The following is a 16,123-nucleotide window of genomic DNA, read 5'->3' on the forward strand; positions in this document are numbered from 1 at the left end:
AGAGAAGTAACGATGAAAATTAAACTGTTTATAGTAAGTATCTGCTGTTTTATAGCCTTTGGGAATGCACAGATTAAGAAAGTTGAACCCCCACATTGGTGGAGTGATATGGAAACCTCTGAAATTCAAATATTATTTTATGGCGATAGTCTCGCTAATTATGAGGTAAAGTCGGATGGACTTCAAATCATCAAGGTAGATAAAGTTGTGAATCCTAATTACCTTTTTGTTACTGTAAACACTAAAAATGTAGTGCCATCCACTGCATCCTTTAGTTTTTCAAAAGATGGCTCCATTGCGTTTACACATCCTTACGAAATTGTAGCTAGAAACCCTTCTTCTCGCGAACGCAAAGGTTTTGATAGCAGTGATGTCGTATATCTTATTATGCCGGATCGTTTTGCAAATGGCAATCGGGATAATGATTCTCATCCTGAGATGAGCGAAAAAGTTGAGCGATCTAATGGCGGCGGCAGACACGGTGGTGATATTCAAGGGGTGATCAATAATCTGGACTATATTCATGATTTGGGAGCTACTGCTATATGGAGTACGCCGCTCTTAGAAGATAACGAGCCAAAATACTCTTATCATACGTATGCCCAAAGCGATTTGTATCGTATTGATCCTCGGTATGGAACTAACGAAGACTATAAAAAGTTAGCTGATGAGATGCACGAGCGTGATATGAAATTAATTATGGACTATGTAACGAATCATTGGGGATCCAAGCATTGGATTATAAAGGATTTACCTTTTGCAGAATGGATTCACCAGTGGCCAGAAGGTTTTACCAGAAGTAATTACAGAATGGCAACTCAGTTTGATAGCTATGCCTCCGAAGTAGACAAAAAAGGGTGTATGAATGGTTGGTTTGATACTACGATGCCTGACATGAATCAGAGCAATCCTTTTGTTTTAAGGTATATGATTCAAAATGCTATATGGTGGATAGAATATGCCGGTCTGGATGGATTGCGTGTAGATACCTATTCTTACAACGATAAAGAAGGCATAGCTCAATGGACCAAAGCTATCATGGATGAGTACCCCAACTTTAATATTGTTGGTGAAGTATGGATGCATGACCAAGCGCAGATTTCATATTGGCAGAAGGATAGTAAAATAGGAGCATTGGATAATTACAACTCCAATCTTCCTTCCGTGATGGATTTTACCTTACATGACGCCGTTACCACAATGTTTTCTGAAGATGAAACGGGATGGGATAAAGGAATGATTCGGGCGTATGACAATTTTGTAAATGATTTTTTATACCCTGATGTCAATAATATCATGGTGTTTGCCGGAAATCATGATACCAATCGTATAAATGGAATTTTCCAAAGTGATATAAAAAAATACAAATTAGTGCTTTCGTTGCTATTGACTACACGCGGAATTCCGCAGTTATATTATGGTGATGAAATTGGTATGTTAGGTAATCGCGACGAAAAAGGGGATGGCGATATACGAAGAGATTTTCCCGGAGGATGGTTTGTAGATGGTCGCAGTGCGTTCAAATCAGCGTCTACCAATCATGGCCGTACCAGTGATCAGGAAGCATATCACAAATTCACAAAAAAACTATTAAACTGGCGCAAAGAAGCAACAGCAGTTCACAGCGGTAGTTTGTTACAATATATTCCATTTGATAATGTGTATGTGTACTTTAGATCCAATGAAACACAAACCGTTATGGTCATTATAAACAATAGCTCAAAAATTAGAAAACTTGATACATCTCGTTTTAAAGAAGGTATACAATCGTTTACCGAGGGCACAGATGTAATATCAGATGAGAATTTTGACCTAACATCAAAAATAACAATTCAGCCAAAAACCGCTTTAATTTTAGATTTAAAATAAAAATTATGAGAATTCTTACCACCACATTAATTTTAGGAATGATTGCACTCTCGTCGTGCGGAAAAGTAGCAAAAGAAAAAGAGATTGAACCAGCTAAAAAGCAATCAGAAAAACAATTGACACGCTTTGATATAGATAGTATTGCAGAGCGTGCAGTCATCTATGAAGCAAATATTCGTCAATATTCACCAGAGGGATCCTTCAACGCTTTTACCAAGGATATTCCAACACTCAAAAATCTGGGCGTTAAAGTAATTTGGTTAATGCCGGTATATCCTATTTCGACAACTAAGAGTAAAGGCTCTTTAGGTAGTTATTACGCGGTTTCAGATTACACTAAGGTAAACCCAGAGTTTGGTAGTTTAGAAGATTTTCAAAACTTAGTAAAAGTGGCGCATGAAAATGAGATGTTAGTAATTCTTGATTGGGTTGCTAATCACACAGGATGGGATCATTCATGGATAAAATCTAATCCTGAGTTTTATACAAAAGATAAGGAAGGTAACATAACCCATACCGAAGGAACTGACTGGACAGATGTTGCTGACTTGAACTATGATAATAAGGAAATGCGTCAGAAAATGAGAGACGCAATGAAGTATTGGGTAGCAGAACAAAATGTAGATGGCTTTAGATGTGATGTAGCCGGAATGGTACCTGTCGAATTTTGGAATAAGACAGCTGCAACCTTAGAAGAAATAAAGCCTGTTTTCATGCTGGCAGAAGCGTGGGAACCTGAATTGTTAGACGATGCTTTCGATATGGGATACGGTTGGGACACTCATCATGTCATGAACAAAATTGCCAATGGCGAAGCAGACGTATCTGCATGGGATAAGCGAATGACTCAAATCGATACCATGTATGATGCCGATGACATTTTAATGAACTTCACTTCGAATCATGATGAAAATTCATGGAACGGTACCGTTGAGGAGCGTATGGGAGATGCAAAGGAAGTGTTTGCTGCGCTATCCTATGTTGCACCGGGTATGCCGCTAATTTACTCAGGACAAGAATATGATCTAAATAAAAGACTTTTATTTTTTGAAAAAGATTCTATTGCTAAGCAAAAAGGAGTGTTCTATCCTTTATATGAAAAACTGGGTACATTGAAAAATGAGTATCCTGCGCTTAACGGAGGTAGTGATGCGGCAGATTATGAAAGAATCAGCACGTCTGATGATAAAAATGTCTTAGCATTCTCACGTACAAAAGCGAATCAAAAAATTGTTTTTATAGCTAATTTGAGTAAAACAACTAAGGAAGTGTCTGTTGATGTACAAGGTGCCTTTAAAAATTATATGACAGCTACTACGGAGACTTTTGATAGTGATAAGAAAACAGTTATCAAACCCTGGGAATATAAAATTTTGATTGCAGAATAAACCAATTTATTAAAACGCAACCCTGGATAAAACGGCTCATTTGAAATGGGTCGTTTTTAGTTTGTAGAAGTGAAATAATAGATTTTTAGGATAAATTCAATACGATATACCTAAAAAACCACTCATAAAATGTGTAATTCTTATTTTATAAAGACAAAATAAAGAACTTATTAACCGAAAACGTTTTAGTTTTTAGCAGTATTAGGTTATTACCTACAATAGGAATAGTTTTGAGTGAGATGACAGAAAAAGTAAAAAATATAGCAGTGCTTACTTCTGGTGGAGATGCACCGGGAATGAATGCAGCAATACGTGCCGTAGTAAGAGCATGTAGCTTCTATGATTTGAATTGTTTTGGTGTATATAAAGGCTATGAGGGTCTGATCAATAACGAAATGGAACCCCTTAACGCAAGGTCTGTACGTAATATCATCAATAAAGGCGGGACATTTCTCAAATCTGCGCGTTCCAAAGCTTTCATGACCAAAGAAGGTAGAAAAAAGGCACATGAGAATTTGATAACAAATCATATCGATGCCTTAATAGTTATTGGGGGTGATGGCAGTTTTACTGGAGCCTTAAAATTATCTGAAGAATTTGATTTTCCTGTGATAGGCATACCTGGCACTATTGATAACGATATTAATGGGACTGATTATACTATAGGGTATGATACAGCGCTCAACACTGTAGTCGAAGCAATTGATAAAATTAGAGACACCGCGAGCTCACATAATCGTTTATTTCTTATCGAAGTAATGGGGCGAGATGCAGGAGATATAGCGCTCAATGCTGGCATTGGTGCCGGAGCAGAGGAAATTCTGATCCCAGAAGAGGATATGGGCATTGACAGATTAATTGATTCTCTCAAAAAAAGTAAGAAAACTGGGAAAACCTCCAGTATTATAGTAGTTGCAGAAGGTGATAAATCCGGTAAAAATATCTTTGAACTCGGCGAGCATGTAGAACAACATCTTGACGGATATGAAGTACGTGTTTCGGTGTTAGGTCATATTCAGCGAGGTGGAGCCCCAAGTTGTTATGATAGAGTCTTAGCCAGCAAACTCGGAGTCGGAGCTGTGGAAGCATTGCTAGAGGGTAAACGAGACATTATGATTGGTATAGTGCACAAAGACGTTACTTCCATTCCACTAAAGCAAGCGTTAGAAAAAAGAGATCATCAACACGATCGTTTAATAAAAGTAGCCGATATCACATCGGTTTAGTAATAAAAGGTAACCACATTTTTTTAATCAACAAATAACCATAATATAGTATGAGTACAATTAAAATAGGAATTAATGGATTTGGTCGAATCGGAAGAATAGCGTTTAGAATCGCTGCTGAGCGATCTAACGTTGAGGTTGTAGCTATCAATGATCTTCTGGATATCGAGCATTTAGCATATCTATTGAAATTTGATTCTGTTCATGGAAAGTTTAAGGGAACAGTAGAGGTGAAAGATGGAAATCTTTATGTCAATAATAAAAAAATAAGAGTGACTGCAGAGCGTAATCCCGAAGATCTTAAATGGGATGCAGCCGGTGTAGATGTTGTTATGGATTGTACAGGGATTTTCACCACCCTTGGAACAGCAAATGGTCACCTTAAGGCAGGAGCAAAGAAGGTAGTGATTTCTGCACCATCTGCAGATGCGCCTATGTTTGTAATGGGAGTGAATCATAAAGAGGTGAAAGCATCAGATACGATAGTTTCGAATGCTTCCTGTACAACAAACTGTTTGGCACCTTTAGCAAAAGTAATACACGATAACTTCGAGATTGTAGAGGGTCTGATGACTACTGTTCATGCGGCTACAGCAACGCAAGCCGTTGTGGATGCACCATCAAAAAAGGATTACAGAGGAGGTCGATCGGCCTTAACTAATATCATTCCGTCGTCAACAGGAGCTGCAAAAGCAGTAGGTAAAGTTATACCAGAACTAAATGGAAAACTTACCGGAATGGCTTTTAGAGTACCAACAGCAGATGTATCAGTTGTCGATCTTACCGTGAAGACTAAGAAAGCTGTTTCTTATGAAGAAATTAAACGAGTGATGAAGCATGCTTCAGAAAACGAACTTAAAGGAATTCTAGGATATACAGAAGATGATGTCGTTTCACAAGATTTTGTGGGGGAAACCTGTACGTCAACTTTTGACGCAAAAGCGGGAATTGCTTTAAATGATAATTTCTTTAAACTTATCTCATGGTATGATAATGAGTTTGGATATTCTTCCAAATTAGTAGATTTATCAGAACACGTTGGAAATTTATAACAATATTTTGTAATTGATTTATCTCAAAATATACTATTTTGAGATAAATTGTTTACGATAAAACTCTTACAACATGATTTTATTGGCTGATGGTGGTTCTACAAAATGCGATTGGATACTTTTAGGAGATGACGGAGAGATCATCTTTAAAACACGAACTGAAGGATTAAATCCTGCTGTATTCAAACCTAATGTTTTAGAAGAACGAATTCGAAAGAATGAGGAACTTACAAAGCATAAGGATAGTATTATAACTGTGCATTTTTATGGTGCAGGTTGTGGAACTAAAAAGCCGGCAGCATTGCTAAAGCAAATTTTTGAAGATTTTTTCGAAAATGCTACCGAAGTGATTGTGAGAGAAGATATGGTGGCAGCTGTGTATGCTGCAACTACAGAACCAGGCATCGTATGTATTTTAGGGACCGGGTCTAATAGTTGTTATTATGATGGAGAGCATATTCATATGGCAGTAGATTCGTTAGGGTATATTTTGATGGATGAAGCAAGTGGTAATTACTTTGGGAAACGCTTAATTCGAGATTTTTATTACAAAAGAATGCCGCCAGAGGTGGCAGAAGCTTTTAATGAGCAATACGATTTATCTTCAGATGTAATTAAAGAAAACCTGTACAAAAAAGAGAATCCTAACACGTATTTGGCATCATTTGCAGAGTTTATCTTTACCAGTGAACGTAATGGATATTTTTATAAGATAATAACAGAGGGTATTCAAGAATTTGTAGAAACGCGTGTGCTTTGTTTTCCTGAAGCGCAGAATGTCCCCATCCACTTTATAGGATCCATAGCACATTTTAGCGAAGATATAATACGTGCAGCTGTTTGGCCTTATCATTTAAAAATCGGTAATATTGTGCGGCGACCTATCGATGGCATTATTGAATATTACAGAAAAGAGGTTTTAAAGGTGAAAGTAGATTAACTGCTTTTAATTGCTGTTTTTATGCGTTCAATGCTTGCTTTATTAAAGCTTGGGCTTTATTAGAAAGATCAAGTGCTAAGGCTTCGCGTTGACCTTTTGGGGACATTTTAGCCCACGTTTTTTGCAGTATACTAATGATTTTATCATCTGTATGCTTAGTCAGAAAGTCTTCAAAATAATACTGAAGAAATACCAGACAAATAGTATCTTCAAGACATTGCGTTTCTTCGTCTCTTTTCAATTTTTTCTTCTGAATTAAAAAAGAAACACGTTCAATGACTTCTTTATCGTATCCTAGTTGATAAAGAATTGAGGACGCTTTATCTGCATGAAATTTTTTGAGATCCGTACGCCATTGCAAATAGCCTGTCCGATCCATAGGGAAACGGTCTCTGGGTATTTGCCATCTGCAGATATGTTGTGCTCTGGCAGCAAGTTTTAGGGCTTCGGAGGCTTCCGGGAAATATTGCATCAATGCTTCTGTCATACGTTGTCCATAAACAAGTTCTTTTGCTACAGGCACGTCATTTATCGTCTCCTTATTAGGATCTTCAGCATTTTCTCTGTCGATATGCTGATAAGCAAGTTCAATTTTTGAAGTTTGTTTCATAATCCAAGTAATTAATCACAAAGGTATTTCTTTTCTAAAAGAAGTCTTATAAATCAATCGAATTTAGTGAAACCTTATGATTTCTTATTACTAAGTAGTTGTAAGACATAGGTGAGTTGAGGATCGTTACAAGTAACAAGATCATTGAATGTATACGGTATAAAGCGATCGGGTGTCACACCACTGCTCTTATTGACCGAGGGATTACTAATATAGTTTTGTACATTTTTCAAGTTGATGCTAAATTGAATTCCTGAGTGAGGTAGTTTGTAATGAACGGTGAGTCCTATGTTGTGAGAGTCGTAGGAACAGCCTGTTTCCTCTCCCACGAGCGTGATTCGAGAATTATTTTTCGCTAATAATGCAAAATCTGAAGCTTCATTTAAGGTTGCTCCATTTATCAAAACATATACCGAACCGGTGAACCATGTTTTAGTTGGAACCATTAGTGATTCTAAATTATCAAAACTTGAAGTCCATCCGTTATATACCGGATGATTTTTAAACTTTTCTTTTAAACCAAGTTCCTCTTCATAATATGAACCTAAGGTAAACTCCTTAAACGGAATTTCTAACACACCGATATGCTCGGTTGTTCTTTGTTTATAAAATTCATTGGTGATATAAGACATTAATCGTAAGGTATTGGCACGAAGTCCTCCATGATTGTTTCTAATATCAAGTATGAGATTAGAAATTTTATGTTTTTTAAACTCCGTAAAGAGTTGATCCATCAATTTATTAAAATTAGAGGAGCCTATTGAAAAGCTTTTTATTTTTAAAAGGGCGATATGATTCTTAGTATCATACAAAACTGAAACTTTATCTGAATTTGCGCCAACGTATGGATTTTGACTCTTTTTAATGAATTGAGAAGGTAAGTTGTTACCTTGATCTCGTGAAATATTCAATTCTGTTTGTGTTATTGCAGTAAGCTCTGCATTTTTTTCAATTCCTAAAGAATCGACAAAATGAATAGTGTACTTCTTACTTTTTCCATATTCTAAATGATAATAGATATTGAAATTCTGCTCTATTAAACGATGCCTTTTTTGCTCTAAGTAGCCATCGACAGGAACATATTTTTTCATGCTGGAAATAATCCTTTTAATGGGAACGCCGTTGATGGATTTTAATGTTGAGCCTATCGGGACACCATCATTTTCTATAGCACTATAAACCTCATTTTTTATGATCTTAAGAGTCAAGGGAAAGTTAGTGCTATTAGATATTAGATTTGCGGGTGGATAAATATTGATATGACCATCTCGAATCACATTAGTAATGTTATAAAGATTTTTGAGTAGGTTGAGCGGTTGGTAGGTATTAGTCTCTTTGTTAAGGGCGTTGACTAACGAATCCAATGTATTTTTATTACTGTATTTATATAAAGTAGGATGTCCTTGCTCGAGAATTGCTTTAAAAATGGATAAATCATTTTGAGTAGCTTCAAGGCGTGCATTAGCTTGCGCGTAAATAAGCATCTCAGAGAGAAAAAGACACACAAAGAGAATATGTTTCAGGTTCATTTTTACCAATGATAGAATTCTAAATAAAGACGTTAAATTCTATAAAATGTTGCGCTTTTACTGGATGCAAGATACATTAAATATAAGGGAATTCTACAGTGTTTGGAGAATAACACTTACGACATACCATAAATTAGTATTCAAAAATTTTTCTATTTTGATTCTTCTCGCTTTTTTAGCTGTTTTTGGATTTTTTTAATAGCGGATTCAATTGACTTTTCCGGTTCTATAATATTGTATTCCCCCCAAAAGTCAGGTTCAGAGAATCCACTTGCTTTGTCGCTCAAAATAGTACTTGGTTTAAGACGTTCTTTAGCTTTTAGAGATTTCTTTTCAGCGTTTTCTTTCCAATCGGTGACAGCAAGTTCTACATCTAATTTGTATACAGAGTTGAATAATCGTTTCTTCCAGTTAATTTTGAAGGCTAATTCCATTTTACTATACCCATAATACCATTTATTATTATCCTCACGGTAGTTCACAGTATAATCGGCCTGTGTAGCATACACTTTTGCTCTTGCAGGTTTTTTTCTAACAAAAATTTTACTTGCTTCTTTTCTGTTCTCTAAGTTAAGACTAAAGGAGGCTTTAGTTAGGGCATAGGTAGTAACATCAATATATAATTTTCCATAATACATTGGATCAGGTATATTAGGATGTTGTTTAAAATTAATAACATACATGTTTCTGTTGTTCATACCAACACTTTTGTCCATCGTAAAGATGTAACTGTCCAAAATGTCATTTGATAAAAGAGCTTCTGGATGCTTTACAAGATCCAAATATAAAGCACTAGCCGGCCCTCCCTGAAGTTTCAGAGTAAGAGTGTCTAAACGTTTATAGTCCGTGTTTTTGCGAGCCTTAAATAATTTGACATCATCGACCTTGTTAAGTGGTGAAGGATTCTTGTAAATATCAATCACAGCTTCAGAGAGCGAGACATAGGTTCTTCGCTTTCGAATGGTTTCTCTATAAAAGGCAGTTTGGATGATTGGAGAAGCAAGATAGTTATCAGGAATTTTCTTAATAACCTGTTTCATTATTTCCTTTGCATCCCGCTCGCCGATGCTCACTTCATCCAGCTCTGTAACGGTTCTTTCCAGTTGGATTGCATCTTCCATGTTTTGAAGTTGCACAAGTGAAACAGTTTTATTTTTATAGCCCAGATAACTAATGATTAAATTTGCATTTCTATTTTGATACGGTACTTTAATAGAAAATTCACCAGAAGCATTGGAAACAGTAGATATATTTGTTCCTGATAAAACCACTGTTGCCGAAGGTAGCGCATCATTGTTTGATTTATCTTCAATAGTTCCTGTATACAATTGGTATTGAGAAGATTCTTGTGTTTCAACTTGAAAAGCACTTAGCTTAAATGAGAAACATATAACTAAAAAAATGAAAGAAAGTTTCTTCATAGGTAGGTGTATCATTTTTTTATATTTTTTGGTTAATTCAGTTTTCATACCTGGCGTATTAAAGTTCTAAAATGTACTTTTTGGTTAATAAAGATACGCTCTTAAACATAGCGATCTACATTTTAAGAATGCGAAATATCTATACAAGATAATAAATAAAAACTTATCACTTCATGATCCATATCAGTTGCAATGTTACTACATACAAACAAGGAATCTAATGATAGCCATTATGATCTCCAAACCAATTTTGCAATTTTATATTCATAATTTCTGTGGTAAAAGGTTTGGTAATATAATCATCTAATCCTTGAGCGATAAATCTGTCTGAATCTCCCGGCAATGCATTTGATGTGAGTGCAATAATGGGAGGGGTTTGCTTACTCTTCTCTTTTATGAGTTGACAAGTTTGTATTCCATTAATTTCTGGAAGGTTGATGTCCATTAATATTAATTGATATTTATTTTCTTCAAACATTTCAAGGGCTTGATGACCATTTTTGGCTATATCTACAGTACATCCTAAATATTTTAAAATCTGTTTAGAAACGATGATACTTGTCTCTGAATCTTCCACTAATAGCACATGAATATTAAATGAAGTAACGGGTAGGGGTTTGTCCAAACTTTTTTCGGGTAAAGCATCTACCACTTTGGTTTTAAATGTGAACCAAAAATTACTTCCAATACTAGGGGTGCTTTGCACACCTAATGTACCATGCATTAGATCAACTAATTTTTTACAAATCGTAAGGCCTAATCCACTTCCTTCTCCAGCGAGAATTGCTTCGTTATGAAATTGACTAAACTGTTGAAACAATTCTTTTTGATCCTTTTGTGAAATACCGATTCCCGAATCAATTACTTCGACTCTAATCGTAAGGGATCCTTTTTTAGTGTTTACCAAGAATGCTTTAATCGTAATGCCTCCTTTTTTGGTAAATTTAATAGCGTTTCCAATTAGATTGGACATAATCTGTGTAAATCTGTTGGCGTCAATCAGAAGCGTTTCAGGAATTTCACTGGATACTTCAGTTTTGAGATAAAGATCTTTAGACTTGCTAGTAGCTAAGAATAAATTGATATTTTGTGAAATTAAGGTTTTAAAATGCACTGGTTTTGGAGATAAAGTAAATTTGCCAGCTTCAATTTTTGAGAGATCTAATATTTGATTTAAAATATCCAAAAGATTGAGCGATGATTGATGTATAATGGTAACATATTCTTTTTGCAAGGGGTTGAGCTCTGTGTTCTTGAATAATAAATCAATCATTCCAATGACACCAACCATCGGAGTTCGTATCTCGTGACTCATATTAGCCAAAAAATCCTGGCGTATTTTTGAAGCAGCAATAACTTGTTCATTCTTAGCTTTTAATTTATCCAAATTAATACCAATAAACATAGAGAATAATCCTAAAAATATAGGTGCTGTATTCACCATAAAATGAATTGGATTGTTTTGTTGAACCATTATTACGGAATTCCAATTTAATGGTAGTGCTTGCCTTGAAATATCAAAACAGGTAGCAATTGTAGGAAAACATAACCCAAATAAAATGCCATATAGCGTGTACTTGGTCATTTCATTTCGAAATGAAAAAAGTTGCTTCATAATTTTAAAAATTGCGATCTAAAAACTCTTCGAAATAGGTATGGGGTGTAATCAAAAGCAATATTGTTTTAAATATACCATTTTGAATATTAAATTCCTGAAATTCATGATGTTTTTGAAACGTTAAACTGAAACTAATCGGATTTTTAAAAATTTAGACTAGTTTCATTTTTAACTATTAATTTAAAAACTACAACTTGAAAACATAAAAAACCCATGGCAGTTAGTGCACCATGGATTTTAGGATATGAAACCTAGCATTAAAAATTGTTATCCTTTAAAAATTATTTTTCTCAATTTATAACCATCAATTTTAATTAAATATGTTTTAGGGTCTCTGTAATTATGGATGTAATCATCTATCACACCTTTATCCATGAGCCTTCCCGTCAAATTATAAAGGCTATAGTTGAGACCTTGGGGTACATCTTTTATATTTTTAAAAGTTTTTTGATTTGTACTTTGTTGACAGGTGGCATCTGCAAGTAAGCGATTTATAAAAGTAATACGTCCTTGCTTATCACCTTCTAATGTAACTGTGGCAGTATTGTCTATATCTAAAATACCTTCACCGGTAAGATTGCCCAATATAATTAAGCATGCGTTTCTGATTTTTATTCGTACACCCTGCTCCAAGTGTAAACTCTCGGTAATAAAGATGACAGCTTCATTGGATGTTTCATCAAGTCCATCTATTACCGTATTTTCGGTTACTGACATTAGTTTATAGGAAATGTCAACCTTTAAATTGGCGAATCCCAATTGAGTAGCAATTAGGAATGTAAAGAGTAGTAATTTTTTCATATGTAGATTTTTTTGGGTTTATAAAATGGTAGGTTTTAACTTACATACTAAATTGAATTAATTCATAAAAACCTGTTTGTTATGGTCAATATACAAATTATTACGTTAAAACCGTATATTATTATCAGTCTTTACGAATTTTTACGAATTTTTTTTTAAATGGGAATATTATTGAGAATGTCTCAAAGTTTTTCGTGGAATGTGTTTTTTTAATTCATGGTTGTGGATTATTTTTTTTTGTTTGTTTTACATTTGTCATCAGAGTAATATCTTTTATGACAAAAAGAATTGTCTCATAACCTGCTAACCTTAAAATCATGTTCGTCTCTTTTGTAATCCGTGTTTTTCAACGTTTTACCATCTGGTTTAAAACGCTCCTGGAAGAATTGTTAAATAATGTAATCAGTGTCGTTTTTATTCTGGCAATATATTTAGCATTATGGCATTTTCCTCAAACTATTGATTTATTGTTGATTTTGAATCAGGCAGATGCTTTTATGTTTGAAGTTCCGTTATACTTTACTTTACTTATGACGTCGGCTTTTCTTATTTGGAATATTCCGAAATACTTTTATTATCACAATTATAAAGATATAACATGGAGTAATTTTTTAAGATTTGTCCCTAATCAACATTATCGACACCAGTATCGCAATGCAAACGGACGTTATTCCTATGTAGTTAAAATTCATATGCGTAAAATTGTTCCAAGAATATTGGCGGTCTTGTTATTATGCATTTCAGCCTTGAGTATCTTAAATGCGATGGAATTGTTTGATTTGAGAAACACCTATACGGATGTTCTAAATCCGGATAATACACTTTTGTTATGTATTCTTGTGTTATTGCTGTTTTCTGAGCCAAGGATCTACAAACTGTTACAGATTGTGTTTTATAAAATTCCTAAAACCAATTTGATCGTTTTTCTGGTTTCCATTGCGTTACTAGCACTAATTATATCATTAGGTACGCTAAACACACAAACAGAGAAAGACTTGGGTAATTTATTTTTATCTAATTGTGCACTGGCTTTATTTTTCTTGTCATTGTCATTCAATAGTTATAAAGTATTACAAAAGGTGTCTAAAAATATATTTTATGGTAGTATTCTTAGCGCTGGATTTATAGTACTTATATCTTTCATTGTACTAAACTTTGTGCCAAAATGGGCAAGCCTGATAAATCCATTGTCAATTTTAGTTCTTTCTCTACTTAGCCTGTTCATGTTTAGTTTTATTTTGATCCTTTTAGGAAAAAAACTTAAACTTCCTTTACTCTCAATTGTTTTAATACTTAGTTTTTTGTCAGCAGAATATCTCACCAAAGATTCTGACCATTACCATCTTGAATTAAGAACTGCATCGACTGAAAGAATGGCGATGGACAACTATATGTTTTATTGGCTCAAGACTCGAAAAAATTTAATTGAGTCAAAAGAGGTTTTTCCGGTGTTAATTGTAAGTGCAGAAGGAGGTGGGTCTAGAGCAGGATTATGGTCATTCTTAATTCATAGCTATTTGTACGAACGAACAAACGGTAAATATTTTGAGGATAATTTATTATCCCTAAGTGGCGCGTCTGGAGGAGGCGTTGGTAACGGAATGTTTTTTGCCGAAGCACGGGATGCTCAGCTAAACAATAGAGATGCGAGATTTTTACAACAGAAGGATTCAAAGTTTCCGCAATTGCAGTATAAGGCAAGCGTCATTTATAGAGAGAATTTTTTGTCAGAAGCTATATTGTCCCTTTTGGGTAGGGATCTGTTCAAGAGTGTGACGAACTTATTTAATTTTCGTAATCGCGGACAACTATTAGAAGACCAATGGAAAAGAAGCCATAAAAGATTTTTTGACGCTCGCGAGGAAGAAGGGTTATTGTCAAAGGAATTTCTGTCATTTTATGAGCAAACAACATCCACTACTCAGAATAAAGATCGTAAGGTTCCACCATTACTTCTAGTAAATACTACGCATACACAGACTGGAAATTATAACATTATCAGTCCCGTAAAATATGATCATTTACGGCCGTTAAACGGAATGAATGATTTTATTACAAAGTTGCAGTCAGGACACACTAATGCGTCAATTGATTTGTCTACCGCGCTGCGAATCAATGCAAGCTTCCCTTTTATAACACCTGTTGGAGAGATTGAGAATTCTGATATATCAAATCAGGAATGGTCAGATCAGTATGCTGATGCCGGTTATTATGACAATATTGGTGGTACCGTAAGTATTGGAGTAGAAGAGATATTTAAAAAAGTGCTCCGAGATTCTTTTCCAGAACTAATGGGTAAGGTTCAGATTAAGCATGTTCTTTTTGTGAACGATGAAGAGCGGAAAATTGCTAAGACCGAATCTCAGTTGGCAGCACCGTTAACAACCTTAAGGAACGTAAGATATGGTCATACGCAAGAAATCGTTCAAAAACTAGGAGAACGATATGCTGTTAAACTGAAGCAAACCACTATTCTTCCGTTAAAAAATATAGCCCCTAAGAAAAAGAATAATGACAACTTAAGAATAAAACCTGTGCTGCCGCTAGGGAGATACTTATCCACGATAGCAATACGATCGATGGAAGCACGTTTAAAAGAAGTCGCTCCACAATTGGATAAAATTGTTGAGCTAAACAACGACAAATGACATATTTTTTTGTATTTTTGTCGTAAATAAGTTTGATATGAGCGCGGTAACACCATTAGATTTCGACGGATTAGAGCACAAAGGACTGTTGCGGTATCTTAACATCGATATGCCTTTGCGCAATATGTATGATTTTATAGAGCTTTCCAGAAATGGAATAGATAAAAAAGCTTTATTGTATCTGGGCAAAACTATTGATTTTGATCTCAAAGCTTTATCACACGTTATTCATATATCAGAACGCACCATACAGCGATATCCTTTGAGTCGAAAGTTAACTACTGAAGCAAGTTCAAAAGTTTTACAACTGGCAAAATTGTATGCCAAAGGAGAGCATGTTTTTGGAGATCTAACTCGATTTAAGCGATGGATGGAGCATCCTAATATTGCTTTGGCTTCCAAAAAACCTAAAGATCTTTTGGACACTACTTTTGGATTTCAATTACTTAATGAAGAATTGGTACGTATTGAACATGGAATTTTTGCTTAATGCGCGTCTTTAGAATTGCAAAAGATCAATATATAAGAGATTTGACCGGTATAGGTGCAAAGACTGTTGGTGGGCGATGGAATGCCAAGGGTGTTGCAGTTTTATATACAAGTACATCAGCAGCTTTATCTATTCTAGAAGTATTAGCTCATTTACCAGCATCATTTTTTCCGGATAACATGTCGATTGCTACGATTGACATACCTGATAAATTTGTAGGCTCCTTTGTTGAACAATCGCTTCCTATGGGATGGGATAAGATACCACCACCTATCGAAAATCATGATTTTACAATGAATTGGATTAATCAACAAAAGTATGTAGGTTTTAAAATTCCGAGTAGTATCATACCCAAAGAACAGAATTTACTCCTAAATCCAAGCCACCCTAACTTTAAAAGTGTAAAAATAATTGATGTCGAGCCTTTTAGTTTTGACCCTAGACTGCTAACTATGTAGTTTTACAGTACTCAAAAAGCTGCAAATCATTTGATTATCCACTTAAATCCTAAAAATAGCATGTTGTTTATTT

The 16,123-nt window shown here is 34.9% G+C and carries 13 protein-coding genes; 8 read left to right on the forward strand and 5 right to left on the reverse strand.

Annotated features, from left to right (window positions below; all coding sequences use genetic code 11):
* Nucleotides 1-12: 12 nt before the first annotated feature.
* The 5 genes from ACJRPK_RS12660 (at nucleotide 13) to ACJRPK_RS12680 (ending at nucleotide 6,475) form a co-directional block, all read left to right on the forward strand.
* Complete coding sequence (locus ACJRPK_RS12660) at nucleotides 13-1,869, forward strand: glycoside hydrolase family 13 protein (protein WP_407140409.1); 1,857 nt, start codon at nucleotides 13-15, stop codon at nucleotides 1,867-1,869.
* A gap of 5 nt (nucleotides 1,870-1,874) precedes the next feature.
* Complete coding sequence (locus ACJRPK_RS12665; RefSeq protein WP_407140411.1) at nucleotides 1,875-3,257, forward strand: alpha-amylase family glycosyl hydrolase; 1,383 nt, start codon at nucleotides 1,875-1,877, stop codon at nucleotides 3,255-3,257.
* 239 nt (nucleotides 3,258-3,496) lie between these two features.
* Entirely contained in the window at nucleotides 3,497-4,483 is a 987-nt protein-coding gene (gene pfkA / locus ACJRPK_RS12670; protein ID WP_407140412.1) for a 6-phosphofructokinase, read from the forward strand.
* 50 nt (nucleotides 4,484-4,533) lie between these two features.
* On the forward strand, nucleotides 4,534-5,535 hold the full coding sequence (gap, locus tag ACJRPK_RS12675; RefSeq protein ID WP_407140414.1) for a type I glyceraldehyde-3-phosphate dehydrogenase: 1,002 nt from the start codon (nucleotides 4,534-4,536) through the stop codon (nucleotides 5,533-5,535).
* 73 nt (nucleotides 5,536-5,608) lie between these two features.
* On the forward strand, nucleotides 5,609-6,475 hold the full coding sequence (locus tag ACJRPK_RS12680) for a BadF/BadG/BcrA/BcrD ATPase family protein (protein ID WP_407140416.1): 867 nt from the start codon (nucleotides 5,609-5,611) through the stop codon (nucleotides 6,473-6,475).
* A gap of 19 nt (nucleotides 6,476-6,494) precedes the next feature.
* On the opposite strand, the gene ACJRPK_RS12685 is transcribed toward ACJRPK_RS12680, so the two are convergent.
* The 5 genes from ACJRPK_RS12685 to ACJRPK_RS12705 form a co-directional block, all read right to left on the reverse strand.
* Entirely contained in the window at nucleotides 6,495-7,085 is a 591-nt protein-coding gene (locus ACJRPK_RS12685) for a DUF4202 domain-containing protein (protein WP_407140418.1), read from the reverse strand.
* A gap of 74 nt (nucleotides 7,086-7,159) precedes the next feature.
* The gene (locus tag ACJRPK_RS12690; protein ID WP_407140420.1) at nucleotides 7,160-8,614 is read right to left on the reverse strand and encodes a S41 family peptidase; all 1,455 of its coding nucleotides are present in this window, start codon (nucleotides 8,612-8,614) and stop codon (nucleotides 7,160-7,162) included.
* Nucleotides 8,615-8,766: 152 nt separating this feature from the next.
* Complete coding sequence (locus ACJRPK_RS12695) at nucleotides 8,767-10,083, reverse strand: carboxypeptidase-like regulatory domain-containing protein (protein ID WP_407140421.1); 1,317 nt, start codon at nucleotides 10,081-10,083, stop codon at nucleotides 8,767-8,769.
* 169 nt (nucleotides 10,084-10,252) lie between these two features.
* Nucleotides 10,253-11,650, reverse strand: coding sequence for a response regulator (locus tag ACJRPK_RS12700; protein WP_407140423.1), 1,398 nt, complete (start codon nucleotides 11,648-11,650; stop codon nucleotides 10,253-10,255).
* A 270-nt stretch (nucleotides 11,651-11,920) separates the two neighbouring features.
* The gene (locus tag ACJRPK_RS12705; RefSeq protein WP_407140425.1) at nucleotides 11,921-12,454 is read right to left on the reverse strand and encodes a hypothetical protein; all 534 of its coding nucleotides are present in this window, start codon (nucleotides 12,452-12,454) and stop codon (nucleotides 11,921-11,923) included.
* A gap of 317 nt (nucleotides 12,455-12,771) precedes the next feature.
* Here ACJRPK_RS12705 and ACJRPK_RS12710 point away from each other — a divergent pair, with 317 nt between their 5' ends.
* From ACJRPK_RS12710 to ACJRPK_RS12720, 3 genes are read left to right on the forward strand one after another with little or no spacing between them, the layout of a single operon-like run.
* Complete coding sequence (locus ACJRPK_RS12710; RefSeq protein ID WP_407140426.1) at nucleotides 12,772-15,102, forward strand: hypothetical protein; 2,331 nt, start codon at nucleotides 12,772-12,774, stop codon at nucleotides 15,100-15,102.
* A 37-nt stretch (nucleotides 15,103-15,139) separates the two neighbouring features.
* The gene (locus ACJRPK_RS12715; protein WP_148783078.1) at nucleotides 15,140-15,592 is read left to right on the forward strand and encodes an antitoxin Xre/MbcA/ParS toxin-binding domain-containing protein; all 453 of its coding nucleotides are present in this window, start codon (nucleotides 15,140-15,142) and stop codon (nucleotides 15,590-15,592) included.
* Nucleotides 15,592-16,050, forward strand: coding sequence for an RES family NAD+ phosphorylase (locus tag ACJRPK_RS12720; protein ID WP_407140428.1), 459 nt, complete (start codon nucleotides 15,592-15,594; stop codon nucleotides 16,048-16,050). Before ACJRPK_RS12715 ends, ACJRPK_RS12720 begins: the two co-directional genes overlap by 1 nt.
* Nucleotides 16,051-16,123 lie beyond the last annotated feature (73 nt).

The sequence above is a fragment of the Aquimarina sp. 2-A2 genome (genome assembly GCF_045505135.1).
In the GTDB taxonomy this organism is placed as follows: Bacteria; Bacteroidota; Bacteroidia; order Flavobacteriales; family Flavobacteriaceae; genus Aquimarina; species Aquimarina intermedia.

Excerpts from the sequence above, each read along its gene's own strand:
- ACJRPK_RS12660 (WP_407140409.1), top strand. The coding sequence starts at position 13 with ATGAAAATTAAACTGTTTATAGTAAGTATCTGCTGTTTTATAGCCTTT.
- ACJRPK_RS12665 (WP_407140411.1), top strand. The coding sequence starts at position 1,875 with ATGAGAATTCTTACCACCACATTAATTTTAGGAATGATTGCACTCTCG.
- pfkA (WP_407140412.1), top strand. The coding sequence starts at position 3,497 with ATGACAGAAAAAGTAAAAAATATAGCAGTGCTTACTTCTGGTGGAGAT.
- gap (WP_407140414.1), top strand. The coding sequence starts at position 4,534 with ATGAGTACAATTAAAATAGGAATTAATGGATTTGGTCGAATCGGAAGA.
- ACJRPK_RS12680 (WP_407140416.1), top strand. The coding sequence starts at position 5,609 with ATGATTTTATTGGCTGATGGTGGTTCTACAAAATGCGATTGGATACTT.
- ACJRPK_RS12685 (WP_407140418.1), bottom strand. The coding sequence starts at position 7,085 with ATGAAACAAACTTCAAAAATTGAACTTGCTTATCAGCATATCGACAGA.
- ACJRPK_RS12690 (WP_407140420.1), bottom strand. The coding sequence starts at position 8,614 with ATGAACCTGAAACATATTCTCTTTGTGTGTCTTTTTCTCTCTGAGATG.
- ACJRPK_RS12695 (WP_407140421.1), bottom strand. The coding sequence starts at position 10,083 with ATGAAAACTGAATTAACCAAAAAATATAAAAAAATGATACACCTACCT.
- ACJRPK_RS12700 (WP_407140423.1), bottom strand. The coding sequence starts at position 11,650 with ATGAAGCAACTTTTTTCATTTCGAAATGAAATGACCAAGTACACGCTA.
- ACJRPK_RS12705 (WP_407140425.1), bottom strand. The coding sequence starts at position 12,454 with ATGAAAAAATTACTACTCTTTACATTCCTAATTGCTACTCAATTGGGA.
- ACJRPK_RS12710 (WP_407140426.1), top strand. The coding sequence starts at position 12,772 with ATGTTCGTCTCTTTTGTAATCCGTGTTTTTCAACGTTTTACCATCTGG.
- ACJRPK_RS12715 (WP_148783078.1), top strand. The coding sequence starts at position 15,140 with ATGAGCGCGGTAACACCATTAGATTTCGACGGATTAGAGCACAAAGGA.
- ACJRPK_RS12720 (WP_407140428.1), top strand. The coding sequence starts at position 15,592 with ATGCGCGTCTTTAGAATTGCAAAAGATCAATATATAAGAGATTTGACC.